The 23,690-nt window shown below is 67.8% G+C and carries 26 protein-coding genes; 11 read left to right on the top strand and 15 right to left on the bottom strand.

The features are described 5' to 3' along the window. Window positions 1-14 precede the first annotated feature (14 nt). Entirely contained in the window at window positions 15-713 is a 699-nt protein-coding gene (locus tag AACH06_RS07885; RefSeq protein WP_341425102.1) for a DUF4197 domain-containing protein, read from the bottom strand. Between the two features lie 12 nt (window positions 714-725). On the opposite strand from AACH06_RS07885, the gene AACH06_RS07880 reads away from it, so the two are divergent. Beyond that, the gene (locus tag AACH06_RS07880; protein ID WP_341425101.1) at window positions 726-1,241 is read left to right on the top strand and encodes a peroxiredoxin family protein; all 516 of its coding nucleotides are present in this window, start codon (window positions 726-728) and stop codon (window positions 1,239-1,241) included. Here AACH06_RS07880 and lipA read toward each other — a convergent pair whose 3' ends face one another. Then, window positions 1,242-2,237: a lipoyl synthase gene (lipA, locus tag AACH06_RS07875; RefSeq protein WP_341425100.1), complete on the bottom strand. Its 996-nt coding sequence runs from the start codon at window positions 2,235-2,237 to the stop codon at window positions 1,242-1,244. It abuts the gene before it with no gap. Window positions 2,238-2,264: 27 nt separating this feature from the next. Further along, window positions 2,265-2,951, bottom strand: a complete 687-nt coding sequence (gene lipB, locus AACH06_RS07870; RefSeq protein WP_341425099.1) for a lipoyl(octanoyl) transferase LipB — start codon at window positions 2,949-2,951, stop codon at window positions 2,265-2,267. A gap of 110 nt (window positions 2,952-3,061) precedes the next feature. On the opposite strand from lipB, the gene AACH06_RS07865 reads away from it, so the two are divergent. Further along, window positions 3,062-3,727: a tetratricopeptide repeat protein gene (locus AACH06_RS07865; RefSeq protein ID WP_341425098.1), complete on the top strand. Its 666-nt coding sequence runs from the start codon at window positions 3,062-3,064 to the stop codon at window positions 3,725-3,727. A 47-nt stretch (window positions 3,728-3,774) separates the two neighbouring features. On the opposite strand, the gene AACH06_RS07860 is transcribed toward AACH06_RS07865, so the two are convergent. The 7 genes from AACH06_RS07860 to AACH06_RS07830 form a co-directional block, all read right to left on the bottom strand. Next, complete coding sequence (locus AACH06_RS07860; protein WP_341425097.1) at window positions 3,775-4,050, bottom strand: DUF493 family protein; 276 nt, start codon at window positions 4,048-4,050, stop codon at window positions 3,775-3,777. A 141-nt stretch (window positions 4,051-4,191) separates the two neighbouring features. Then, on the bottom strand, window positions 4,192-5,091 hold the full coding sequence (locus AACH06_RS07855; RefSeq protein ID WP_341425096.1) for a D-amino acid aminotransferase: 900 nt from the start codon (window positions 5,089-5,091) through the stop codon (window positions 4,192-4,194). A gap of 64 nt (window positions 5,092-5,155) precedes the next feature. Beyond that, window positions 5,156-6,316 carry a D-alanyl-D-alanine carboxypeptidase family protein gene (locus tag AACH06_RS07850; RefSeq protein ID WP_341425095.1) on the bottom strand — a complete coding sequence of 387 codons (1,161 nt, stop codon included), beginning with the start codon at window positions 6,314-6,316 and terminating at the stop codon, window positions 5,156-5,158. 88 nt (window positions 6,317-6,404) lie between these two features. Further along, complete coding sequence (locus AACH06_RS07845) at window positions 6,405-7,028, bottom strand: alpha/beta hydrolase (protein ID WP_341425094.1); 624 nt, start codon at window positions 7,026-7,028, stop codon at window positions 6,405-6,407. A 14-nt stretch (window positions 7,029-7,042) separates the two neighbouring features. Beyond that, complete coding sequence (locus AACH06_RS07840; RefSeq protein ID WP_341425093.1) at window positions 7,043-7,369, bottom strand: (2Fe-2S) ferredoxin domain-containing protein; 327 nt, start codon at window positions 7,367-7,369, stop codon at window positions 7,043-7,045. Window positions 7,370-7,440: 71 nt separating this feature from the next. Beyond that, a complete protein-coding gene (locus AACH06_RS07835; RefSeq protein ID WP_341425092.1) occupies window positions 7,441-8,580 on the bottom strand; it encodes a VanZ family protein in 1,140 nt (379 codons plus the stop codon). A gap of 17 nt (window positions 8,581-8,597) precedes the next feature. After that, window positions 8,598-9,038 carry a CopD family protein gene (locus AACH06_RS07830; protein WP_341425091.1) on the bottom strand — a complete coding sequence of 147 codons (441 nt, stop codon included), beginning with the start codon at window positions 9,036-9,038 and terminating at the stop codon, window positions 8,598-8,600. 409 nt (window positions 9,039-9,447) lie between these two features. Between AACH06_RS07830 and hemB the strand changes: the two genes are divergently transcribed. Both hemB and AACH06_RS07820 read left to right on the top strand, forming a co-directional pair. After that, window positions 9,448-10,449 (top strand): porphobilinogen synthase, encoded by a 1,002-nt coding sequence (gene hemB, locus AACH06_RS07825; protein ID WP_341425090.1) that lies wholly within the window; start codon window positions 9,448-9,450, stop codon window positions 10,447-10,449. A 29-nt stretch (window positions 10,450-10,478) separates the two neighbouring features. After that, window positions 10,479-11,582, top strand: a complete 1,104-nt coding sequence (locus AACH06_RS07820) for a magnesium transporter CorA family protein (RefSeq protein ID WP_341425089.1) — start codon at window positions 10,479-10,481, stop codon at window positions 11,580-11,582. 48 nt (window positions 11,583-11,630) lie between these two features. Here the strand turns inward: AACH06_RS07820 and ybeY are convergent, their stop codons facing one another. Further along, window positions 11,631-12,092 (bottom strand): rRNA maturation RNase YbeY, encoded by a 462-nt coding sequence (gene ybeY / locus AACH06_RS07815; protein WP_341425088.1) that lies wholly within the window; start codon window positions 12,090-12,092, stop codon window positions 11,631-11,633. Further along, window positions 12,089-13,054 (bottom strand): PhoH family protein, encoded by a 966-nt coding sequence (locus AACH06_RS07810; RefSeq protein ID WP_341425087.1) that lies wholly within the window; start codon window positions 13,052-13,054, stop codon window positions 12,089-12,091. Before AACH06_RS07810 ends, ybeY begins: the two co-directional genes overlap by 4 nt. A 62-nt stretch (window positions 13,055-13,116) precedes the next feature. Between AACH06_RS07810 and ruvA the strand changes: the two genes are divergently transcribed. Continuing rightward, window positions 13,117-13,689 (top strand): Holliday junction branch migration protein RuvA, encoded by a 573-nt coding sequence (gene ruvA, locus AACH06_RS07805; protein WP_341425086.1) that lies wholly within the window; start codon window positions 13,117-13,119, stop codon window positions 13,687-13,689. Window positions 13,690-13,701: 12 nt separating this feature from the next. Here the strand turns inward: ruvA and AACH06_RS07800 are convergent, their stop codons facing one another. From AACH06_RS07800 to AACH06_RS07790, 3 genes are all read right to left on the bottom strand, one after another. Further along, window positions 13,702-14,148: a copper chaperone PCu(A)C gene (locus AACH06_RS07800; protein ID WP_341425085.1), complete on the bottom strand. Its 447-nt coding sequence runs from the start codon at window positions 14,146-14,148 to the stop codon at window positions 13,702-13,704. 19 nt (window positions 14,149-14,167) lie between these two features. Continuing rightward, window positions 14,168-15,160, bottom strand: coding sequence for a hypothetical protein (locus AACH06_RS07795; protein ID WP_341425084.1), 993 nt, complete (start codon window positions 15,158-15,160; stop codon window positions 14,168-14,170). Between the two features lie 239 nt (window positions 15,161-15,399). Beyond that, on the bottom strand, window positions 15,400-15,810 hold the full coding sequence (locus tag AACH06_RS07790; RefSeq protein ID WP_341425083.1) for a DUF2946 domain-containing protein: 411 nt from the start codon (window positions 15,808-15,810) through the stop codon (window positions 15,400-15,402). 62 nt (window positions 15,811-15,872) lie between these two features. On the opposite strand from AACH06_RS07790, the gene ruvB reads away from it, so the two are divergent. The 6 genes from ruvB to AACH06_RS07760 all read left to right on the top strand — a co-directional run bounded on the left by ruvB (window position 15,873) and on the right by AACH06_RS07760 (window position 23,505). Beyond that, window positions 15,873-16,955, top strand: coding sequence for a Holliday junction branch migration DNA helicase RuvB (ruvB, locus tag AACH06_RS07785; protein ID WP_341425082.1), 1,083 nt, complete (start codon window positions 15,873-15,875; stop codon window positions 16,953-16,955). 263 nt (window positions 16,956-17,218) lie between these two features. Then, window positions 17,219-17,770 (top strand): hypothetical protein, encoded by a 552-nt coding sequence (locus tag AACH06_RS07780; RefSeq protein ID WP_341425081.1) that lies wholly within the window; start codon window positions 17,219-17,221, stop codon window positions 17,768-17,770. Window positions 17,771-17,850: 80 nt separating this feature from the next. Next, complete coding sequence (locus AACH06_RS07775; protein WP_341425080.1) at window positions 17,851-18,435, top strand: RNA polymerase sigma factor; 585 nt, start codon at window positions 17,851-17,853, stop codon at window positions 18,433-18,435. A 54-nt stretch (window positions 18,436-18,489) separates the two neighbouring features. After that, window positions 18,490-19,122 carry a hypothetical protein gene (locus AACH06_RS07770; RefSeq protein WP_341425079.1) on the top strand — a complete coding sequence of 211 codons (633 nt, stop codon included), beginning with the start codon at window positions 18,490-18,492 and terminating at the stop codon, window positions 19,120-19,122. Next, the gene (locus tag AACH06_RS07765; RefSeq protein ID WP_341425078.1) at window positions 19,097-21,973 is read left to right on the top strand and encodes a CHAT domain-containing protein; all 2,877 of its coding nucleotides are present in this window, start codon (window positions 19,097-19,099) and stop codon (window positions 21,971-21,973) included. The genes AACH06_RS07770 and AACH06_RS07765 overlap by 26 nt, the downstream gene beginning before the upstream one ends. 173 nt (window positions 21,974-22,146) lie before the next feature. Continuing rightward, window positions 22,147-23,505 (top strand): S8 family peptidase, encoded by a 1,359-nt coding sequence (locus tag AACH06_RS07760; protein ID WP_341425077.1) that lies wholly within the window; start codon window positions 22,147-22,149, stop codon window positions 23,503-23,505. The last annotated feature ends 185 nt before the right edge of the window (window positions 23,506-23,690 follow it).

The following is a 23,690-nucleotide window of genomic DNA, read 5'->3' as shown; positions in this document are numbered from 1 at the left end:
GCCCCCCCCGGCCGTCAGCCTCCGCCGAACACCTTGCTGAGGATGTCGCTGCCGGTGCCGATCGGGTCCTTGCGGATCTTCTTTTCTTCTTCGCCGATCATCCAGTAGAGACCATCCAGCGCCTTGCGGGTGACATAGGTCTGGACGTTGGCGTCTTCTTTTTTCACCAATCCCAGCCCGCTGGCTTTGCCCGCGACCGCGTTGTACTTCTCCGCCAACGACACCTTCTCGGTGGCTTCCGTGACGATGGGCAAGAAGCGCTCGCCCAACGGCTCGCGGGTCTTCTGGGAGAAGTAGTCGGTGACGGACGTGTCGCCGCCGCGGACGATCTTGACCGCATCCGCCACGGTCAACGACTTCACCGCGTCCAACAGCAAGGCCTGCGCCTGTGGAACCGCCGCTTCGGCGGCCCGGTTCATCGCCGTGATGAGCTCATCGACCTTTTTTTGCTGGCCCGTGAACTTCAAGATCTGAGCCGCATCTTTCAAAAAGCCCGGCAGCGGAATCATGACCTTCGGATTCTTCAGGAACCCGTCGGTTCGACCCAGCAGGCTGACTGCGGAGGTGGCGCCGCGCTCCAGCGCCGTCTTCACGCCCAGCGAGGCATCGCCTTCGCTGAGCAGATCGCCCAACGCAGCCCGTGCTGCCGGACTGAGCCCCGCACCGGCCGCCAGCAGGGCCGCGGCCACCGTCGTAAACTGCCTTCGCTTCATTGATTGACTTTCATGGACATTGACCGACGCCGCCATCTTGCCCGGTCTCTGGGGCTCGTAGCAACCGTCCCGCTCGCCTCTTGGGGACTGGCGGGTTGCTCCTCGCGCCAAAGCGCACCCGACGTGAGCTACACCTTGCTCGATGGTCGGCAGGCGCAGCTCAAGGGACAGCAGGGCAAAGTGATGCTGGTGAACTTCTGGGCCACCAGTTGCACCACCTGTGTCGCCGAGATGCCGCAGATCATCTCGACGCACGAGAAATTTAAATCGCGCGGCTTCGATACGCTCGCGGTGGCGATGAGCTACGACCCACCCGCCTATGTGGCCAGCTTCGCCGAATCACGCAAGCTGCCTTTCGGGGTGGCCATCGACAACACCGGCGCCGTCGCTCAGGCCTTCGGTGAAGTACGCCTGACGCCCACCACCTTCTTGATCGACAAAAAGGGCGGCATCGTCAAACGGTATGTCGGCGCGCCTGACTTCGCGGCGCTGCACGGTCTGATCGAAGACCTGCTGAAAGAGGCCTGATCAAGCCGCGCCGGCCACGCCGGCTTCCGCCGCCTGTTTGTCGGCGTGGTAGCTCGAGCGCACCATCGCGCCCACGGCGGCGTGGCTGAAGCCCATCTTCTGCGCCTCGGTCTCGAACATCTTGAACGTATCGGGATGCACGTAGCGGCGCACCGGCAGATGGTGGCCCGACGGCGCCAGGTACTGGCCGATCGTGAGCATGTCGACACCGTGGGCGCGAAGGTCGCGCATGACATCGAGGATCTCCTCGTCGGTCTCACCCAGGCCCACCATCAGACCGCTCTTGGTCGGGACATCCGGCACCGCTTCCTTGAAGCGCTTGAGCAGGTTCAGGCTGAACTGGTAGTCCGAGCCCGGCCGAGCTTCCTTGTACAGGCGGGGCACCGTCTCCAGGTTGTGGTTCATCACATCCGGCGGCGCCGCCTTCAGGATGTCCAGCGCCCGGTCCATGCGACCGCGGAAGTCAGGCGTGAGGATCTCGATGCGCGTGGCGGGCGATTGCTCCCGCACTTGCCGGATGCAGTCGACGAAGTGCCCGGCGCCGCCGTCGCGCAGATCATCCCGGTCGACGCTGGTGATCACCACGTACTTCAGTTTCAGCGCCGCGATCGTCTTGGCCAGGTTGGCCGGCTCGTCGGCATCGAGCGGGTCCGGGCGGCCATGGCCCACGTCGCAGAAGGGGCAACGGCGAGTGCACTTGTCACCCATGATCATGAAGGTGGCCGTGCCGTGGCCGAAGCATTCACCGATGTTCGGGCACGACGCCTCTTCGCACACGGTGTGCAGCTTGTGCTCACGAAGAATCTGCTTGATCTCGTAGAAGCGCGTCGTGGGCGAACCGGCGCGCACGCGGATCCACTCCGGCTTCTTCAGCACCTCGCCCGCCGGCACCACCTTGATCGGGATGCGGGCGGTCTTGGCCTGGGCCTTCTGCTTGGCGGTGGCGTCGTAGTCGGCGCCAGACTTGGCTTCGTGGGTGGTGTTCTGCGTGGCCATGGAAGGGTCCGGTTCAGCGGCTCAAAATCAGCGGCTCAGGTGCACAGAGAGCCGCTCGGCCCACTGGCCCGCGACAACTTCAGGGTTTGCACGGATGCCCAGTGTAGCGAGGTCGACCGTTTGCAGCCCTGGGTAGCCGCACGGATTGATGCGACGAAAGGGCTCCAGATCCATGTCGACATTCAGCGAAGCGCCGTGGTAGGTACAGTGGTTGCTCACTTTGACGCCGAGCGCGGCAATCTTGCCCAGCCCCTCGAACATGTCGCGCCGCGGGCCGGTGGGCAACCCGGTGTGCAGCGGATCGTTCAAGTTGACATACACGCCCGGCGCCCCCGGCACCCGAAAGCCGATCACGCCCCACAGGTCCAGCGTCTGGATCAGCGAGGTCTCCAGCCGGAATACATATTCCTTGATGTAGATGCCCAGCCGCTTCAGATCGACCAGCGGATAGGCCACCACCTGGCCCGGCCCATGGAAGGTGACCTGCCCACCGCGGTTGGTGGGCACGACCGGGATGTCGCCCGTCGATAGCAGGTGTTCGGGCTTGCCGGCAATGCCCTGGGTGAAGACCGCCGGGTGCTCGACGATCCACAGCTCATCGGGGGTGTCGGCCCCCCGCTCGGCGGTGAATCGACGCATCGCGTCGTAAGTTTCCTGGTACGGCCGCCGACCCAGTGACTTGCACTGCAGCGGGGACTGGGCGATCTCGGACATGCCCCGAATTGTCGATCACCGCCCGCATGGCCCCGCTCAGAGCGGGGCCTCGGGTTCAGCGTAAGGTGAATGCCGTGCCAGACCAAGGGCCCATCCCGGGAAAGGACACCATGAGCAAACTGTCGATCGCGCTGCTGGCTGCAGCCTGCTTCGCCTGCCCGCCGCTGTCGGCGGAGGAGTTGACCCCCGCCGAGCGGCATGCGGCGCTGACGCATGCCGTCGCGCTGTACGAACGCGGTGAGTGGGCCGCCGCCCAGATGCACTTCGTGGCGCTGGTCAATGCGGGCGATCCGGCGGCCGCGCACAACTTGGCGGTGATGCACCTGCGCGGCGAGTTGCCCGACGCCAGCGTCGCGCGTGCCTGCGAACTGCTGATGAAGGCGGCCTCGCAGGGCTTTGTGACGGCACAACTGGCGCTGGGCGAGCTGTATGAAAGCGGCCGACTCGGCACCCCAGACTTGACCCAAGCGCTCGCCTGGTACGAACGCGCCGGTGAATCCGGCAGCGTGGATGCGCAGGTCGCCGCGGGCACCGCCTACTTCATGGGCCGAGGCACAGCCCCCAGCGCGCCGCAGGCCGCCGAGTGGTACCGGCGCGCGGCGAACGCGGGCGACGTGGGTGCGCAGTACATCCTGGGCTCGATGTACGAAAAGGGTGACGGCGTCTCCGCCGACCTTCGGCTCGCCCGCTACTGGTACGCCGCCGCCGCCCGGCAAGGCGACGAGGCCGCCCCGGCGAAGCTGAAGGACATCGACGCTCGGCTGTCTTCGCCATGAATGCCGGCAGCCGCCGCGCGCGCAGGCGGGCGGGCGCCGGCCGGCGATCAAAGCACGACTTTGACCATCGGGTGGGTCGACAGCGTGCGATACAGCTCGTCCAGCTGTTCGCGGCTGGTGGCGGTGACCGTGATCGTCACGCCGAGGTAGTTGCCCGCTTTGCTCGGCCGCGTCTCCACCGTACCCGCATCGAAGCCGGGGTCGAACTGCACGGCGACCGCGACCACGGCCTCGACAAACCCCTCGACGTGGGCACCCATCACCTTGATCGGAAAGGCGCTCGGGTACTCGATCAGTGATTGCTCGGGCGGAATGTCAGGCATCAGAGATACCGGCTCGTGAGGGCCGGGCAGAGAAATTGAGAATCGCCACCCCGGACATGGGGACGGCAGGGACGTCAGGCCATGCACATGGGGACCCGGGCGACGAACGCAAGGGTGCTCCACACGCCCCACCCAGACGACTCAGACGGATTGCTCACGCTTGGCGCGTTGGTAGGCCTCGTACAAGCGGCCGTAGACCGGCCCAGGCTTGCCGCGCAACGCGCCGTGCCCCACGGGATCCCCGTCGAGCCGCGTCACGGGCAGCACCTCACGCCCCGCTGAGCTGAGGATGACCTCGTCAGCCGCCAGCACGTCGGCCTCGCTGATCGGCCGGAGGTTGAAGGCGATGCCCTCTTCCTCACACAGCTCGCGCAGCAGGCCCACCCGAATGCCTTCCAGCACGTGCTCGTTCATCGGCGGCCCCAGAAGGGCCCCCTCGTGCACGATCCAGACATTGCTGGACGAGCCCTCGGTCAGCCACGGCCCACCTTGAGGGCCATCGCGGAACAGGATGGCTTCGGCAGCGCCCTGATCGGCCGCCAGTTGCCGCGCCATCACATTGCCCAGCAGCGACGTGCTCTTGATGTCGCCGCGTTCCCACCGGAAATCTCGCGCCGTGACGCACGCCACGCCCTGGTGCCTCACCTCAGGGGGCACCGGCTTCATCGGATTGCTCATGATGAAGACCGTCGGTACCAAGTCGACCGGCGGCACATGGTCACGCATGGCCACGCCGCGAGTCACCTGCAGGTAAAGCATCTGGTCGTCGGCAGCCTGCCCGCCCACCACACGTCGCAGGCGGGTCAGCCAGTCGTCTCGGGAGGCCAGCCCTGGCAAATCGGGAAAGCGCAGCTTGTCCAGATTGCGATGCAGGCGCGCCAGGTGCTCGTCGAATCGGAACAGGCGACGGCCGTAGACGGGAATGGCCTCGTACACGCCGTCGCCAAAGATGAAGCCGCGGTCCATCACGCTGACCTTGGCCTGCGACAGCGGCAGCAGCTCACCATTCAGATCACACAAGGTGTCGGGCAGCGCGCTCATCAGGACCTCCGGTACGGAACCCCAGGCGGAAACACAAGCGCGAGAGACCTCGCGCCCCCGCAGATTACTTGATCCACAGCCGAATGGCATCCCAGGCGCGGCCGAAGATGCCGGCCTGCGGCACTTCGTCGGCCACCACCAGCGGCAGGGCCGCCACCGGCGCCCCGGCGGCGGTGGTCACCTTCAGCGTGCCCACGCGCTGGCCCTTGGTCAATGGCGCCACCAGCGGATCGGTGCGTTCGATCGAGGTCTTCAGTTTGTCGCCTTCGCCCCGAGGCACAGCGACGAAGACGGGGCCTTCGCCCACGAGTTTGGCCTCGTTGACCTGGCCTTTCCACACCGGCACCGTGGTGATCGGCTTGCTGTTGTCGAACAGCTTGACCGTGTCAAAGGCCGTGTAGCCCCAGTTCAGCAGCTTCTGGCTTTCGTTGGCCCGCGCCTGCATCGAATCCGTGCCCATCACCACCGACAGCAGCCGGCGCTTGCCGTTGGGAAACTCGCGCAGTGCCGACGACACCAGGCAATAGCCCGCCGCATCGGTGAAGCCAGTCTTCATGCCATCGACGGTGGGGTCGCGGCGCAGCAGCAGGTTGCGGTTGTCCTGCCGGATGTTGTTGAAGGTGTATTCCTTGACCGAGTAGTACGGGTAGCGGTCGGGGAAGTCGAGGATGATGTGCTGCGCGATCACCGCCAGATCCCGCGCCGTGCTGATGTGGCCCGCCTCGGTGAGACCGGTCGCATTCTTGAACGCGGTGTTCTTCAGCCCCCAGGCCTGCGCCTGGCGGTTCATCATCGCAACAAAGTTGTCGACCGAGCCGCTCACGCCTTCGGCCAGCGCCACCGACGAGTCGTTGCCCGAGACGATGATGGTGCCGCGCAGCAGCTCATCGACGGTGGGCGTCATCTTCGGATCGATGAACATCAGCGAGCCGCCGCCCTTGCGCTCGGCCCAGGCCCGTTCAGAGACCGGCAGGCGCTGATCCAGCGTGAGCTTCTTGTCACGCAAGGCCACGAAGGTGAGGTAGGCCGTCATCAACTTGGTCAGCGAGGCGGGCTCGGCCGGCGCATCGGCATTGCGCTCGGCCAGCACCTGGTTGGCCGTCATGTCGATCAGCAGGTAGCTGCGGGCGGCGATCTCAGGTGGCTGCAGCGGCTGCGCCAGGGCGTTCAGCGCGAGGCCGAGGCTGGCCGCGGCCAGGCAAAGGGAACGGAGAAGACGAGACATCGAAGCAAAGGAGAACAAGAGTGAAAGACGGACTCGCCAACGGCGGCGAGGTTCAATGTCTGCGCAGCGGCTGATCGGTGGTGTCCGATCAGCGGTGCCAGGCGCGCACGACGATGGATTTCAGCAGCGTGAGCTGGCCATGGAAGAAGTGACCGACGCCGGGCATCACGATCACCGGCAGGTGCTGCGGCCGGGCCCAATCGAGCGTGGCCTGCAACGGCACGACATCGTCCACCTCGCCGTGCACGACGATGGTGTCGGCGGGCACCGGCGCCACCTCGAAGTTGCGCGTGGCGGGCCCGACCAGCACCAGGCGCTCGGCCGCTACCCCAGTGTCGGCCAGCCGCCGGGCCGCTTGTGACGTGACGTAAGCCCCGAACGAGAAACCCGCCAGCGCCAGCGGCAGCGCCGGGTCACGCTGGTCGGCGATCACGGCCAACGCATCGTCTATCTCACCGCGGCCTTCGTCCCAACTGCCCTCCGAAGCGCCGGTGCCCCGGAAGTTGAAACGCACCGCCCGGTAGCCCAGCTGGATGAAGGTGCGCGCCAGCATTTGGGCCACCTTGTTGTCCATCGTGCCGCCGTGCTGCGGATGGGGATGGCAAATGACTGCCACACCCCGCACGGGCACCTCAGGCGCCGGGAGATCGATGGCCAGTTCCAGCGCGCCGGCCGGCCCGGCGATGCGAAGCCGCTCGGTGTTCGAATTCATGCCCCAGGCCCCGGTCAGCGGCCCACGTCGGGCGCGAGCATCAGGCGCTCGACCGGCCGGCCATTTTTCAGGTGAGACTCGACGATCTCGTCGATGTCATGCTGATCGACGTAGGTGTACCAAACGCCCTCAGGGTAGACGACAGCCACCGGCCCCCCGGCGCAGCGGTCGAGGCAGCCTGCCTTGTTCACGCGAACACCACCGGGCCCGGCGAGACCTTCGCTCTTCACCCGCGCCTTGCAATGGGCAAACCCATCCTGCGCGGCGTGCTGCATGCAACTGGCTTCGCCGTTCTCGCGCTGATTGAGGCAGAAGAAGACGTGGTGCTTGTAGTAGCTCATCGGCAGATTGTAAAAGTCGGCCTCTGGCGGGCGGCGCCCTGGCGCGGACTCGTCGTCATCGCCGAGGGGTTTCAATCGTCGCGGGACGGCCGCGACCCCAGGTGGATCGCCAGCCACAACAGGGCTGCCACCGGCCACAACCAGCCCACCCATTGCGCCAACCCGTGGAAGTGGATGAAGCGCCCCTGCTCCCAGCCTTGCAGGCTCAGCGCGAAATACGGGTCGGACGGTGCCTGCGCCACCAGCATCATGCCGGCGGAGACGGCTGCCACGCCCAGCACCGCGGCCAATGCCGCCGGGGCACGCGTCAACACGGCGCACACCAGCAGCGCCAGGGCACCGGCAGGCAGCACCACCGGCGTCATCCACGCCAAGGCATGGGCCGGCCCGAAATTCAGCGCCGCAGACAGGGTGGTCGTCGCCAGTCCCAGCACGGCGGCGCCGAGGGCCATCACGATGCGCCGCCAGCCGGGCCGCGTGACCACGAAGGCCAACAGACAAGGCGCCAGCAGGCCCAGCGCCATGCCCAGCGCCTCCGGCAGCGCCGACAGCTGACCCGCCGGCGCTGGCGAATCGGCCAGCCAGGCCACCAGATCCTCGGCCCCCCGCACGTCCACCAGCGCCTCCATGAGGCCGTCTTGCAGACGTGCCCAGCTCGGCCCCAGGCCCAGCGGCATCGGCGTCGGAAAGAGCAAGCCCAGCGGCCACGCTGCCAGAAGCGCCAGCGCCCCGCCGCTGCGGCGGATGAACCAACGGTCGCGCGCCTGTTGCCAACGATCGAGCCACCCCAGCCACAGCGCCAGGGCCGAAAGCGACGCCCCCGCCACCGCCCCGGCCGTGTTCAGAGCCCAGTCCAGACGCGAAGGAAACCGCTGCGGCAGGAACTGCTGGACAAGCTCCATCGCAAACGACAACAGCGAAATGCTGACCACCGTGAACAACCAGCAGCGGCCGGAACGCCCGCCACCGCGCACGCAGGCCGCATGGGTGAGCCCGGCGATGGGGATGTAGCCGAGGTAGTTGGCCCAGATGTCAAACTTGTAGCGCCACGGCGGCAACGGCAGCTCGAACAGCTCCCACACCGACAGATCACCCGGCCAGCGCCACCCGCTGAACGGATACAGGCTGGCATAGACCACCACCGCCACCGCCAGCCACGCCAGCGGCAAGGCCGAGCTGTGATGGCGCCGCACCCCCGCCGCAGGCTGCACCGCTGCGCGCCCCCGCGTCAGAACGGCTTGACCACGACCAGCACGACGATCAGCGCGAACATCAGCACCGACACCTCGTTGAACACCCGGAACCACCGCTCACTGCGGCGATTCTTCAGTTGTTCGAACTTGCGCAGCATCGACAGGCAGGCGTGGTGATAGCCCACCGCCGCGAGCACGACCACCAGCTTGGCGTGCAGCCAACCGTGACCCGGCCCCCGCCACACCGAAAAGCCCAGCCACAGCCAAAGCCCCAGCAGCAGGGCAGGCACCATCAGGATCGTCGTGAAACGGTACAGCCGGCGAGCCATGAGCAGCAGGCGCTCGCGCTCGGCATGGCTGTCGAGCGGCACACTGGCCAGATTCACAAAAAAGCGCGGCAGGTAAAACAGGCCGGCAAACCAGCTCGCCACGAAGACGATATGGAAGGCCTTGACCCAGAGGTAAGCACCAGTCATGAAACGATTATGCGGGCCGGTTCGCCCACCGACGATGAACCCGCCCATTGACGGGCCGCCGGCACTCCAGCGAGCAGGCCGCAGGGAGGGTCGACGCGCCCACCGGGACCGCATCGTCAACTGAATCGGGAAGGCGATTCAAGCGCCCAAAGAAAGAGCCCCGGCCAAGAGCCGGGGCTGAAAAGCCTTGACGCTGTCATCACGTAAAGGCACCTGCTCAGGGAGGAAAAGCAGGGAGAAACGCCCTCACGGGCATCGCTCAAGGTCGACTTTAACACCGCCTGCTGGCTCTGTACCATAGGCGTCAACCTCAATTTATGGCCGCGATTGCCGCGTTTTCAGAGGTATTTGGCACTTTGCGCGGCCAACCCTTGCCGCCCCCGCAACCCTTCTTCGCTGTCCCCTATTCATGCTGCCTGCTTTCCCCACCAGCCGCCCGCGTCGCATGCGCCGCGACCCCTTCAGCCGAGCCATGGTTCGGGAAAACGTTGTCACCGCTGCTGACTTGATTTACCCCGTGTTCATGCTCGATGGCGAAAACCGCAGCGAGTCCGTCGCGAGCATGCCCGGTGTCGAGCGCCTGAGCGTGGATCGCCTGTTCGCGAAGGCCGAGGCCTGCCTGTCTTTGGGCGTTCCGGCGATGGCCCTGTTCCCGGTCATCGACCCCGGCCTGAAGACGCCCGACGGCCGCGAAGCCACCCGGCCCGATGGCTTGGTGCCGCGTGCGCTGCGGGCGCTGAAGCAGCGTTTTCCGGAGTTGGGCTTGCTGACGGACGTGGCGCTGGACCCGTTCACCAGCCATGGCCAGGACGGCCTGCTCGACGAGCGCGGCTACATCCTCAACGACGAGACGGTGGCGGTACTGTCGCAGCAGGCGCTGGTGCAGGCGCAGGCGGGCGCCGACATCGTCGCCCCCAGCGACATGATGGACGGCCGCATCGGCCACGTCCGCCAGACGCTGGAGGCCAACGGACAGATCCACACCCGCATCATGGCCTACAGCGCCAAGTACGCGAGCGCGTTCTACGGCCCCTTCCGGGATGCGGTGGGCTCGGCCAAGAACCTGGGCAAAAGCGACAAGAAGACCTACCAGATGGACCCGGCCAACAGCGATGAGGCCCTGCGCGAGGTGGCGTTGGACATCGCCGAGGGCGCCGACATGGTCATGGTGAAGCCCGGGCTGCCCTACCTGGACATCGTGCGCCGGGTGAAGGATGAGTTCCGCATGCCGACCTTCGCCTACCAGGTCAGCGGGGAGTACGCGATGGTGAAGGCCGCGGCGGCCAACGGCTGGCTGGACCACGACGCCGTGATGATGGAATCGCTGCTGGCCTTCAAGCGCGCGGGCGCCGATGGTGTGCTGAGCTATTTCGCCCTCGACGCAGCCCGTCTGCTGAAGCAATCGGCCTGATCGGCCCCGGTGCAGGTACAAGGCCGCGGATGCGCATCTTTCACATCACGGGCGAGCAGTTCAAAGAGCTCTCCGACATGCCGGCCGAATTGCCGGCGCACGGCTTCTTCTGGATCGGCAGCGGGCGCCGCGAGTTCGAGGTGCAGCGCGAGGCCATTCAGGCGGGCCTGCAGCGCTGGGGCAGCGGCGGGCTGGTCGATCTTCATGTGAGCGACCTGCTCAACAACCAGCTGCCTTCGCATTTCGAAGACACGTCCTGGTACGACATGCTGGTCTTCCGCCGCCTGGCCGCCACCGCGAGCGGCAAAGCGCTGTTCGTGGACGACAGCCATGGCACGCTGGCCTCGGCCCAACGGGCGCTCGAAGCCATCGACACCAGCCCGGTGGGCTTCGTGGTGTTCGACCGGGTGCTGCTGACCGTGCACCCGACCGATTGCATGGTGCGCGAGTTCTTCGCCAACCGGCTGGCCCAACAGGCCACGGAAGGCGACCTGCGCGGCACCGCCCGTCTGCCCGCGAGCCCGGCCGACCTGATGCTGCGCATGGTCAACCACATGGTGGACAGCTATCTGGACCTGCGAAGGTTGCTGACCCGGCAGCTGACCACCCTGCAATCCGAGCTGCTCAACCCGAAGGGCCACTTCCACGATTGGCAGATCCTGCTGTCCAGCCGCAACACGCTGCACATGCTGGAAGACACCTGCGAAGACCAGCGGGCCGCCATCCAGGAGTGGATCGACGCGCTGGACGAGTGGCCGAACGAAAACAACGAGAACGGCAAGCGTGAGCGCGAGCTGCTTCGCGTGCGTTCGCGTGACGTGCTCGAGCACATCGAACGGGTGCTCGCCCATGTGAGGCGGCTGGAATCATCGGCCGAGGCGGCGGTGCAGATGCATTTCTCGGCCCTGAGCCACCGCACCAACGACATCATGCGCACGCTGACCGTGCTCACCGCCATCTTCCTGCCGTTGAACCTGATCACCGGCATCTTCGGGATGAACTTCGACATGATCCCGTTGACGCACGCGGTGACGGGCTTCTGGGTCGCCCTCGGCATCATGGCGACCACCGGCATCGGCCTGGGCGCCTTTTTCTGGCGCAAGCGCTACCTGGGCACACACGTGAGGCCATGAGCCTCCACAGACGATCGACGGCTGCGTCCGTCGACGCAGCGCCGTACCTCAGCGACGCCGGCGGTAGGGGTCTTTCAGGCCCAGCCCGAGCAGGATCTCGGTCTCGCGGGCTTCCATCGCCTCGGCGTCTTCGTCGCTCGTCTCGTGGTCCCAGCCCTGGGCATGCAGGGTTCCGTGCACCAGCAGATGGGCGTAGTGGTCTGCCACGGGAATCCGCAGCTCGCGGGCCTCACGGGCGACCACCGCAGCGCAAAGGATCAGATCGGCGCTGACCACCGGTTCCTGGCTGTAATCGAAGGTCAGCACGTTGGTGGCGTAGTCTTTGCCGCGGAACTCGTGGTTGAGCTGCCGGCCTTCGTCTTCATCGACGATGCGCACGGTGATCTCGCCCGGCAGATCGAGCGCCGAGCGCACCCACCGCGCGACCCGGTGGCGCGGCAAATGCTCGCGGTGGCGGGCGTCCGCGAACTGCAGGCTCAATGACAGCGGCGGCCTCGCTGCGCGGCTCATGTCGGATCTTTCTGCCGGGCCTCGTAGGCCTCGACGATGCGCGCCACCAGCGGATGCCGCACCACATCGCCCGAGGTGAAACGCGTCATGGCGATGCCCTTGACACGCTTGAGCACCTCCGCAGCATCCACCAGACCGCTGGGCATGCCGCGTGGCAGGTCGATCTGGCTCACGTCGCCATTGACCACCGCCTTCGAGCCAAAGCCAATCCGCGTCAGGAACATCTTCATCTGCTCGGGCGTGGTGTTCTGCGCCTCGTCGAGGATGACGAACGAATGGTTCAACGTGCGGCCGCGCATGAAGGCCAGCGGTGCGACCTCCAGCAGGCCCTTCTCGAAGGCCTTGGTAACGCGGTCGAAGCCCATCAGGTCGTACAGCGCGTCATAGAGCGGGCGCAGATAGGGATCGACTTTTTGGGTCAGATCACCTGGCAGGAAGCCCAGGCGCTCGCCGGCTTCGACCGCCGGTCGCGTCAGCACGATGCGTTGCACCCCGCTTCGCTCCAAGGCGTCCACCGCACAGGCCACCGCGAGAAAGGTCTTGCCGGTGCCGGCGGGCCCGATGCCGAAGGTGATGTCGTGCGACAGGATTTGCCGCAGGTACTGCACCTGGTTGGGTGTGCGGCCGGTGAGATCGGCACGGCGCGTGTGCAGCACGATCTCGCCATCCTCACCCGGCGCCGTCGCCGCGGCGGCCTTGGCCGGGCCACGGCGCAGGTCGTCCAGCGCCAACTGAAGCGTTTCCGCATGAATGGGCTTCTTGGCCCGCTCGTACAGCGATTCCAGCAGCGCGAGGGTGCGCTCCGCGTCCCGCTTGGAACCATCGATCTTGAACGCGCCCTGGCGGCGCGTGATCGCCACCGGCAAGACCGCCTCGATGGCGCGCAAGTGCTCGTCCAGTGCACCGCACAGATGCGAGAGCCGCGTGTTGTCGAGGGGAGAGAAGGTATGGCGAAGGATCAAGCCAGGGCCTGCAGGTGAATCGCGAAAGCCGGGGATTGTGAGCCAAACGATAATCCGCCGCCATGATCGGCCGTCTCTCGGGTTTGCTTGCAGAAAAGTCACCACCACTGGTGATGGTGGATGTCAACGGCGTCGGTTACGAGGTCGACGTCCCGATGAGCACCTTTTTCAACCTGCCCGGGCTGGGCGAGCGGGTCAGCCTGCTCACCCATCTGGTGGTGCGGGAGGATGCGCACCTGCTCTACGGCTTTCTGACGGTGGCCGAGCGCAGCACCTTCCGAGAGCTGATCAAGATCTCGGGTGTCGGCCCGCGCACGGCGCTGGCCATTCTGTCCGGCCTGTCGGTGGCAGAGCTGTCGGCCGCGATCTCGCGACAGGAAGGTGGCCGGCTGCAAAAGGTGCCCGGCATCGGCAAAAAGACCGCCGAACGCCTGCTGCTGGAGCTCAAGGGAAAGCTGGGGCCGGACCTGGGCGCGCCAACCGCCCAGGTGGCCACCGACGCCCAGGCCGACATCGTGCAGGCGCTGATGGCGCTGGGCTACAACGAGAAGGATGCGTCGGCCGCGCTGAAGAAACTGCCGGCAGACGTCGGCGTCAGCGAAGGCATCAAGCTGGCGCTCAAATCCCTCGGCTGACGCCGCACCGGGTCACTGCCCCAGCGCCTTGATCGGCAGCTTCAGCTCCAGGGTTTCCTTCTTGCCGCCGGCGGTTTCGATCGTCAGCACCAGCGGCAGCTGTTCGCCGCCCTTGAGCTGCTGCTTCAGCCCCATCAGCATGACGTGGTAGCCGCCGGGCTTCAGCTCGACCGATTTGCCGGCGGGCAGCTCCAGGAACGGAACGGCGTTCATCTTCATCACGCCGTCGACCGTCTTCATCTCGTGGATCTCGGCCATGCCCGCCCACGGTGACGACACGCCCACCAGCCGGCCACCTTCGGCCGACGTGATTTGCATGAACGCGCCCGAAGCCGGTTGCCCGGGCACCGTGCCGCGGACCCAGGCGTTGGCCACGTCCGTGGCTGCGAGGGCAGGGGCCGACGCCACAGCGAGCCAGGCAGCGACGGTGGCGATCCGGTAGTGCATCTTCTTCATCATCAGAGCTCCATCAAGAAAATCAGAACGAGTGGGTCCAGCCGAAGGCCAGGCTGTAACGCGGGACGAGTTGGATGCCGTTGACCTGCTGGTAGACCGGCGCCTGGACGACAGCGTAGACCAGGTCGTCGTGGCCCGCCGCCACGCTGACGCCGGGTGAGAGGTTGAGCGTCCGGCTGCCACTGAGCTCGGGCTCGGCTTCTTCACCGCTGTCACGCGCGCGCTGGCTGTAGTTGGCCTGCAGCATCAGGCTCCAGACCGGTGACATCGCGTGAGACCAGCCGGCCGATAGGTCGACACGGTTCCCCGGCCGGTAGCCTGCCCGCTCTGCCAACGCATGGGTGGCGGTGGCCTGCAGGGTCAGAGCATCGGCCAGCCCAAGCACCCAGCGGGCCGACGCCCCCACGATCAGATCGGTGGTGCCCGTGCCGGGCTGCAGCGCCCGCTCGGCCACGCTGCCGTCACCGTTGGCCACCGAGTGCGAGCCCGTCGCCAGCTTCAGCCCGCCGGCCAGTGCCCAGCCGACATCGCTTTGCGGGGCGGCGGGCGCCTGCCAACGCACCAGCGCCTGCACATCGCCCACCCGGCTGAAACGCCACTGTTCATGCGCGCCCAAGGCGCCCGTGTCCTCGTCGATCAGGTCATGCGCATGGTCGCGGTGCAACGTCGGCACGCGCAGCGCGAACGACCACTGAGGACTCACCGCATAGTCAAGCGTGGTGACCAGCGTCTGGTTGCGGGTGTGGCGCTCCACCGCTTCTTCATCTTCCGGCAGGTCGTCAGCCGAAATCGCGTGGGTGCCTTCGCGCAAGCGATCCTGCGTCAGGCTTTCGTAGCGCAGGTCCACGCTCCAGCCCAGGCGATCCCAGGTGCCGAGGGCGAACCGGTCGTTCAGAAGGTTGCAAGAGGCTGCGCCGCACGAGGCTTGCGCAGCGGGTGGCGCCCATACCGCCAGCAAGGCGGCAGCGGGGATGGACAAGCGCAGGAGGGGCCGGCGCAGGGTTCGGGCATTCATCGGTGCATCTCCAGCTGCGACGATCACGTCGTACGCAGCGACGCGCCACGCCCGCCCCTCGGGTGCCAGGCACGTGGGCAGGTCGGTCGGTGGCGACAGGTTCGGTGTGCCGCAGCGCGGGCTGCAGCATTCGCTCAGCGGGTGTTGACCCGACGGCCAGACCCGATCGGCGGCCAGGGCCCGACAGCGCATGGCGGATGGCGCCGCCGAGCGCAACGCTGCCTTTCCGCCCCTGTGCCTCAGGCCTGGCTGACGACGAAGGTGGCGGCGCGAGGAGGTGCCCGCGGCTGGGCAGCGGCCCAGGCAAACAGGGGCCGCGGCGCCTTGAGGAACAGTGGCGGCCGATCGGCCCAGCGTGACGGCACCGGCAACGCGCCCGCCATCGCAGGCGGCGGCGCCATGTGGGCGGCGATGCCACACAGTGCGCAGTGGTCGAGGTGGATCACCACCGGCATCGCGGGCGCGTTGCCACCCGCCGCATCGGGCGCCGCCGCGGCGCGCAGGCCCAGCGGCGAACAGATGTCGGCCCAGGTGGAGCCGCCCTGCCCGGCCGCCCACCAGCGCGACAGCGTCGGCACCACCACGATCGCCAGGATCGCCACGAAGGCCAACCAGGCGAAAGCGCGACGATGGTGACGAACGTGTTGCACGGCGGGCAGATTGTAGGTGGCGCCCCTGTTCCGCCACGGGCGCCAGCCACGATAATGGCTGTATGTCCATCCAGACCGACGACTTCGGCTTGCCCGAGCGCACCGCTGCGCGTGTGGTGACGGCCAGCGCCGCCACGCCCCAGGAAGAGGCGCTTGAACGTGCCCTGCGCCCCAAGGGCCTGGCCGAGTACGTCGGCCAGGCCAAGGCGCGCGAGCAACTGGAGATCTTCATCGGCGCGGCAAAGAAGCGCAGCGAGGCGCTGGACCACGTGCTGCTGTTCGGGCCACCGGGCCTGGGCAAGACGACGCTCAGCCACATCGTCGCCAACGAATTGGGCGTGAACCTGCGTCAGACGAGTGGGCCGGTGCTCGAAAAGCCCAAGGATCTGGCCGCCATCCTGACCAACCTGGAGAAGAACGACGTTCTCTTCATCGACGAGATCCACCGGCTGTCCCCGGTCGTCGAAGAAATCCTCTATCCCGCGCTGGAGGACTACCAGATCGACATCATGATCGGCGAGGGCCCGGCGGCCCGCTCGATCAAGCTCGACCTGCAGCCGTTCACGCTGGTGGGCGCCACCACACGCGCCGGCATGCTGACCAACCCCTTGCGTGACCGTTTCGGCATCGTGGCGCGGCTGGAGTTCTACACACCCGCCGAGTTGGCACGCATCGTCACCCGCTCGGCGGGCCTGCTCAACGCGCCGATCGACGCCGCCGGTGCGATGGAAATCGCCCGCCGCTCGCGCGGCACACCCCGCATCGCCAACCGCCTGCTGCGGCGCGTCCGAGACTATGCCGACGTGAAGGGCACGGGCCACATCGACAACGCCATCGCCGACGCCGCGCTGAAGATGCTCGACGTCGATCCCGTGGGCTTCGATGTGATGGACCGCAAGCTGCTCGAAGCGGTGGTGCACCGCTTCGATGGCGGCCCGGTCGGCCTCGACAACGTGGCCGCAGCCATCGGCGAAGAGCCGGGCACCATCGAAGACGTGATCGAGCCCTACCTCATCCAACAGGGCTATCTGCAACGAACGCCGCGCGGCCGCGTGGCCACGTTGATGGCCTACCGGCACCTGGGCGTCACACCGCCACAACGGCAGGGCGGAGATCTTTTCGCCGGCGGCGACGTCGCCCCTTGAGCCGCGCCGCCCGTACTCCAGTGCGGGCCAGCGATGCAGCGATGCGTGGCCCCTTTCTGCGCGCCTTCCCGCAGGGTTGATGGCCGACGCGACTCCTTTGCGTCGCGTGAACGGGCCCTAGCCTGAAGGGTGCATACCCCTCACACGTTAGGTGCTGTCAAGCGCCGGATCGAAGTTCACATTGGCTGCCGGGCGCCCCGCGCCCGCGCACTGCCGGATGTCGTGGCGTGCGTCCTCCACCCTTGAACCGCCACGGAGATCCCATGAAACTCCTTCATACCTGGACAAGGCGCCTGGCCGCCACCTTGCTGGCCGCGGGCCTCAGCCCCATGGCCCACGCCTACTACTGGACCAGCGCCGGCTCCACCGGCACGCTGGACGAGACCACCGCCGCCACCGACGTGCTGCCGTCGCAGGTGACGATGAGCGGCCCTTACGCCACGCTCAAGAGCACCGCCACACTCAACGGTCTGTACGTCATCCGCTACAACGTGACCGACGTGTTCGACAAGCACTACACCTTCACGCCCACGCTGGAGATGCGCTTCCTGGACAGCAGCGACACCACGCGCGTTCAAGCGGTCTTGCGGGCCTACAACACCGCCACCGGCGTGCTGCGCACCGTGGCCTCGCTGGACAGCAACAGCTTCCCGGCGTCCGGGGCCTACCAGACGCAGATCTCCTGTTCCACCGCAAACCAATGGTTCAACGACTTCCTCAAGGAGGTCTACTACGTCGAAGTCACGATGAGCCGAAGCGCCACCACCGGCTCGGCCTCCGTGGCCTCGCTTCGCATCGACGAGTGCGTTTGGTGACATGGAGCAAGCCCGGCCCCCGACGGCCGGGCCGTGCTGCCTGCACAATGCAGGTCGCCCCGTGATCACCGAGCGACCGATTGACCGCACCTACCGATTCACTCGAAGACCGTGAACTGGTCGAGCGCTGCCGGGCTGGCGATGCCAACGCCTGGACAGCGCTCGTGGCCCGCTACCAACGCCTCGTCTACGCCATCGTCATCCGCATGGGGCTGGATGAACACGTGGCGGCGGATGTGTTCCAGGCGGTGTTCGAGAAGTTGGTGCAGCATCTGCCCAAGCTGCGCGAGCCCGATCGCCTGCAAGCCTGGGTGGTCACCACCGCCAAGCGTGAGGGCCTGGCGGCCCGGCGCCACGGCCAGCGGCAGGTCTCGATGTCCCGCCCGGACGACGAGAGCGACAGCCGCCCCGCCGAAGAGTGGGATATCGCAGACGACAGCCCTGGCGCCGAGCAACAACTGGACGATCTGCAACAGCTGCACCGCCTGCGCCTGGGGCTCGACCGGCTGGACGAGCGTTGCCGTGAGTTGCTGCTGCTGGTTTTTCGCGACGACGAAGAACGCGTGGGCTACGATGAGGTGAGCCGGCGCCTGAACCTGCCGGTTGGCAGCATCGGGCCGACCCGGTCGCGCTGCCTGGGCAAATTGCGCAAACTGCTGCCCTGACACATTGCTCGTCATCGGCTTGTATCAGAACGATTCCCCGGCCCTCTGTTCCGCATGCCCGCCTCCACCACCCCCGATCCGCTCCAGTCGCTTGGCGATGCCGAACTGCTGGCCCGGCTGCCGCTCGCGGCGGCCCTGCCCGATGCGCCGGCCCACTGGCAGCAACGCGCGTTGGCGGCCTGGCGCGCTCCCGCCGCCGTTCGCACCGGGGGCGTGCCGTGGGCTGAAGCGGTGCAGGCGCTGCGCGAGCGGGTGATGGCCGTGCTCAGTTTCGACAGCTGGGCCACGGCGCCCCTGGCGGCGGGGCTGCGCTCCACCGGCTCGACCACCCGCCAGCTGGTGTTCAGCGCCGACGGCCGCGACGTCGATCTGCGGATCACCCCCCAAGGCGGGCGGTTTGCGGTCAGCGGCCAGGTGCTGGGCCCCGATGATCGGGGCACGGCGTCGATCGCTGCTTTGCCGGCGGCTGGTGGCGAGCCGGCCGGCGAGCAGGCCCACGAGATCGCCCAGGAGGTGGCCCTCGACGAGTTCGGCGAGTTCCGCATGGCCGAGCTGGAGGCGGGCCGCTACCAGCTCACCCTGCGTCTGAGCCAGCACGAGTTGGTGCTGCCGGCCTTCGACGTCGGGGACAGCGGCCCGGCCCGCCCGGGCGACGCCCCGCGTGACGGGAGAGGCCACGCTGGCTGACGGCGCCGCCCCCCACCCGGCCCTGGTCGAACAATGGCTCGACGAGGGCCTGGCCACGCCACCGATGCTGGACGTGGCCACCGCCTGGGCGCTGAAAGACGCCTGCTACGCCGCCTGGAACACCGAGCCTCGGCGAGCCGCCCAGGCGGCGCAGCTCCTGGCCGTCGGCGCCGCCGCCCTGCCGGCCGACACAGCGGCCGACGACCGCCGCGAAATCGGCGCCCTGGCCGCCTGGACCGGCGGCATTGCCGCCATCACCCGCGGCCAGATGGCCGAGGCCGTGGCCGCATTCGATGCCGCAGCCGAGGCCTTGGGCGCGCTCGGCCAGCCGGGCCCGGCGGCCCAGACCCAGGTGCCTAAGATCATGGCCTTGGCCATGCTGGGCCGCAATGCCGAGGCCGTGGCCTGCGCCGAGAGTACCCAGGCCGCCTTCGTGGCCCAGGGTGATGTCAGAGCGGCCAGCAAGGTCAGCCTCAATCTCGGCAGCCTGCACCTGCGGCACGACGAATACGGGCGCGCTGCCGTGCACTACCGCGACGCAGTGAGGCTGTTTGCCCGGGTGGGCGATCGGGAGCATTCGGTGATGGCCGACATCGGCCTGGCCGATGCCCTGACGGCCCTGGGCGATCTGGATGAAGCCGAGCGCATCTATGCGCGGGCCCGTGTGCGTGCGGCGGCCCATGCGCTGCCCGTGCTGCAGGCCATGGTGGACGAGTCCATGGCGATCCTCGATCTGTCTCGCGGGCGCTTTGGCGAAGCGCTCGCCGGCTTCGAGCGCTCACGCGCCGGCTATGAGCGGCTGGACATGCCGCAACACCTGGCCATCGCCGAAAAGCAGCTCGCTGACGCCTACCTCGAATTGCACCTGCTGCCCGAGGCGGATGCGCTGTTCGGCCTGGCGCTTCAGAAGTTCGAGGCGCTGGACATGCCCAACGACTTGGCATGGACGCTGGCGCAGCAAGGCCGCGCCTGGGCGCTGCTGGGCCGCAGTGAAGAGGCCGCCGCCCGCTTCGATGCGGCGCTGGCCTTGTTCACGGCCCAGGACAACCAGACCGGCCGCGCCGCGGTGATGCTGGCCCGCGCCGAGCTGGCGCTGGCCACCACCGACACCGGCGGTGCCTTGAGGGCCTTAAGGGCCTTGGAATGGGCAGGAGCCGCCAAACAGGCCTACCAGACGTCGGTGTCGGGGGATGGCGCGATGCGCGCGGCCCTGGTTCATGCCCAGTCGCTGGCGCTGACGCAGCAACCCGAAGCCGCGCGTGACGCGTTCAGCGCCGCCCTCACCCAGGCTCGCGAGGGCCGGCGGCTGGCGGCCGAGGTGCGGGCGCTCGCCGGTCTGGCCGCTGCTCGCCAGGCGCTCGGCGAGCACCTGCAGGCGCGCGAGGGCTTTCTCGCCGCGGTCGCGCTGTTTGAAGAACTGCGTCAGGCATTGCCGGGCGATGACGTGCGCAGCGCCTTCCTGGCCGACCACCTGCAGCCCTACCGCGAGCTGCTTCGCTACGCCTTGCAAGACCACGAGGCGCATCCGACGCCGGCGCAGGCCACCGAGGTGCTGCGGGCCGCTGACCGCTTCCGCGCCCGCACGCTCAGCGAGCGCCTGGCCGGTGGCCGCGAGCGGACGCGAGATGACGACGACACCGCGGCCGCCCTGCGCGCCCGAGTGAGCTGGCTCGCCCGCCGCGCCCACGGCCTGGAAGACGACGACGACACCCCCTCGGCCACGCTGCTCGACGAACTGCACGACAGCGAGCAGCGCCTGCTGGAGCATGTGCGACGCCAGAGATTGACGTCCGACGTCGCCGGCACCCTGAGCACACCGGCCCCCTCCCCCCCCGCACAAGTGGGCGAAGACGAAGCGTTGGTCGAATACGTGGTGCTCGAAGACGAGCTGCTGGCCTGCGTGCTGCAGCATGGCGAGGTCACGGTGCACCGCCGGCTCGCCCGCTGGGGTGATGTGACCCAGGCCGTGCAGGCGGTGCAGTTTCAGCTCGATGCGCTGGCCCACGGTGCCCAGGCCATCGGGGCGCACCTGGCCACCCTGACGCGACGTTGCGAGGCCCGACTGGGCCAATTGCATGCCCTCGTGTGGGCCCGTCTGAACGACGCATTGCCCGGCGCGCGCCGCGTGCTGCTGGTCGCCCCGGCACCGCTCAGCAGCGTGCCCTTCAGCGCCCTGGTGGCGGCCGCCAACCCGCCCGGCACACCGCCTCCGGTCGAGTTCGCCTGGGCGCCCAGCGCGGCCAGCATGCAAGCCCGCCGCATGGGCGACCGGCTCCCGCCGAAGCCCCGGATGCTGGTGCTGGGCGAATCGAGCCGCCTGCCCCATGCAGCGGTCGAAGCACGTACCGTGGCGGCGATTTTCGACGGGGCTGCACTGCGGCTGGACGCCGAAGCGCGCGTCAGCGTACTGACCGACGAGGCGAGCCGGGCCGATCTGCTGCATCTGGCCTGCCACGCCCAATTCCGTGCCGACAGCCCCGGCTTCTCGGCGCTGCACCTGCACGACGGCGCCCTGACCGCCGAACAGGTTGAAACGCTGTCTCTGCGGGCCACGGTGGTGGTGCTCAGCGCCTGTGAAACGGCAGGACGAGACAGCGTGTCCGGCACCCGGCGCGGCGACGAGTGGGTGGGGCTGGTACGGGCGTTCCTGCTGGCGGGCGCCGGCCGGGTCGTGGCCAGCCTGTGGCCGGTGGATGACCAGGTCACCTGCAGTTTCATGGCCCTGTTTTACCGGGCCCTGGCCGCCGGCCAGACGGCGGGCGAGGCCCTGCGGACCGCCCAGCAGGCCCTGCGTCAACAGCATCCGCATCCCTTCCACTGGGCGGCTTTCGCCCTGTACGGCGGTTTCTGAGCGCGACGCCCGGTAGTGACTTATCACCGCCAGGCCCCCCGAGCAGTTCACAAAAGCTTCAGGTTCCGCGTCGGCCGGGGTGCCCCAAAATTGGGCAGCTGCGCTAACCTCGGTGTATCAATCTGGTGGGGGCACGCTCTGTTGCGGGTAACCGCCCGCCACCAAGGTGCCGCATGACCTCTTTCTCCTCCCCCTTGTCCCTTCGCCCCACCCTTTCCCCCCTGCACCGCCTGTCCCGCCACCTGTCCCGCTCCCTGCTGGGGCTGGCCTGCCTGGCGGCACTGGCCCCGTCCGCACACGCCAAGGGGCCGAAAGACCCTTACCTCGACGGTGAAGTGCTGGTGCGCCTGCACACCACCGCGGGCTTGGCCCCGCTGCTGACCAAGTACCACTTGGCCGTGGTGGCCCAGTCTGGCGCGCGGCCGATCTACCGTCTGTCGGTGCAGGACGGCGGCAGCGTCACGGCCAAGGTGAAAGCCCTGCTGCTGGAGCCGGAAGTGATTGCCGCCGAAGCCAATGTGAAACCGCAAGCGCCCGAAGCCCGCAAGAATGCGGTGTGGGCCATCGGCAGCGAAGTCGAGTACCGCGAACAGTGGGCACCCGACGCGATTCGCCTGGCCGACGCGCATCTGCTGAGCGAAGGCGCCGGCATTCGCGTGGCGGTGCTCGACACCGGCGTTGACCCCTCCCACCCGGCCCTGGCCGGCAAGCTGTTGCCGGGCCGCGACTTTGTCGATGGCGACAACGACCCGCGCGAAGAAGGCAGCACCGACAACGGTGGCTTCGGCCATGGCACGCACGTCGCGGGTTTGGTGGCGCTGGCCGCGCCCGCGGCGAAGATCATGCCGATCCGCGTGCTCGACCCCGATGGGCGGGGCGATGTCTGGAAGCTGGCCGATGCCCTGGCTTACGCGCTCGATCCGGATGGCAACCCCGCCACCGATGATGGCGCTCACGTCGTCAACATGAGCCTCGGCACGCTCGACCGCACCAGCATCCTCGATGCCGCGATGACGCTGGCGGCCTGCGCGATCCCGAAGCCCACCAACGACCCGGCCACCGATTTCACCGACCCCGGCTACGACAAGGACAAGGCGCGCTGCGCGACGTCCCAACGCGGGGCCGTGATCATCGCCGCCGCCGGCAACGATGGCAGCCGCGACGCACGCCAGTACCCCGCGGCAGAGAACGTCTATGGCCTGCTGCCCATAGGCGCCACCGCCGCCAACCACCGCTATGCCGCGTTCAGCAATACCGGCTCGTGGATCGACGTAGCCGCCCCTGGCGACCACATCACCAGCTCGGTGCCCGGTGGTCAGTACGGCACCTGGAGTGGCACCTCGATGGCCGCACCGCTGGCGGCGGGTGTCGCCGCGCTGGTGCGCTCGCGCTCACCGAAACTGAACCCGGTGGATGTCACCCGCCGGCTGGAGCGGACCGGCGCCGCCTTGTGCGGCAACGTGAAGGCCGTGCAGATCGACGCCTGGGCCGCCCTGAAGAACAAACCCGCGCCGGATCTGTCCTGCCTCTGACATCGACGCACCGACCTCTCCCGCACACAGCACGGGCCGCGAAAGCGGCCCGTTCCTTTTTGGGAACCAGCGTGACCGTCCGAGGGTGCGAGGTGAGCACTGCAGCGAAGTCAAGGAGGAGGCGGCGGCCGGCGGCCGTCGCCGGGGGACATGAGCGAAAGTGCTCCCCTCGGACCCTCCGCCCG

It is taken from the genome of Ideonella lacteola, from assembly GCF_038066555.1.
Lineage (GTDB): Bacteria > Pseudomonadota > Gammaproteobacteria > Burkholderiales > Burkholderiaceae_C > Ideonella > Ideonella lacteola.
The sequence above is the reverse complement of the archived record's forward strand: the minus strand, read 5'-3'. Positions and strand labels throughout refer to the sequence as shown.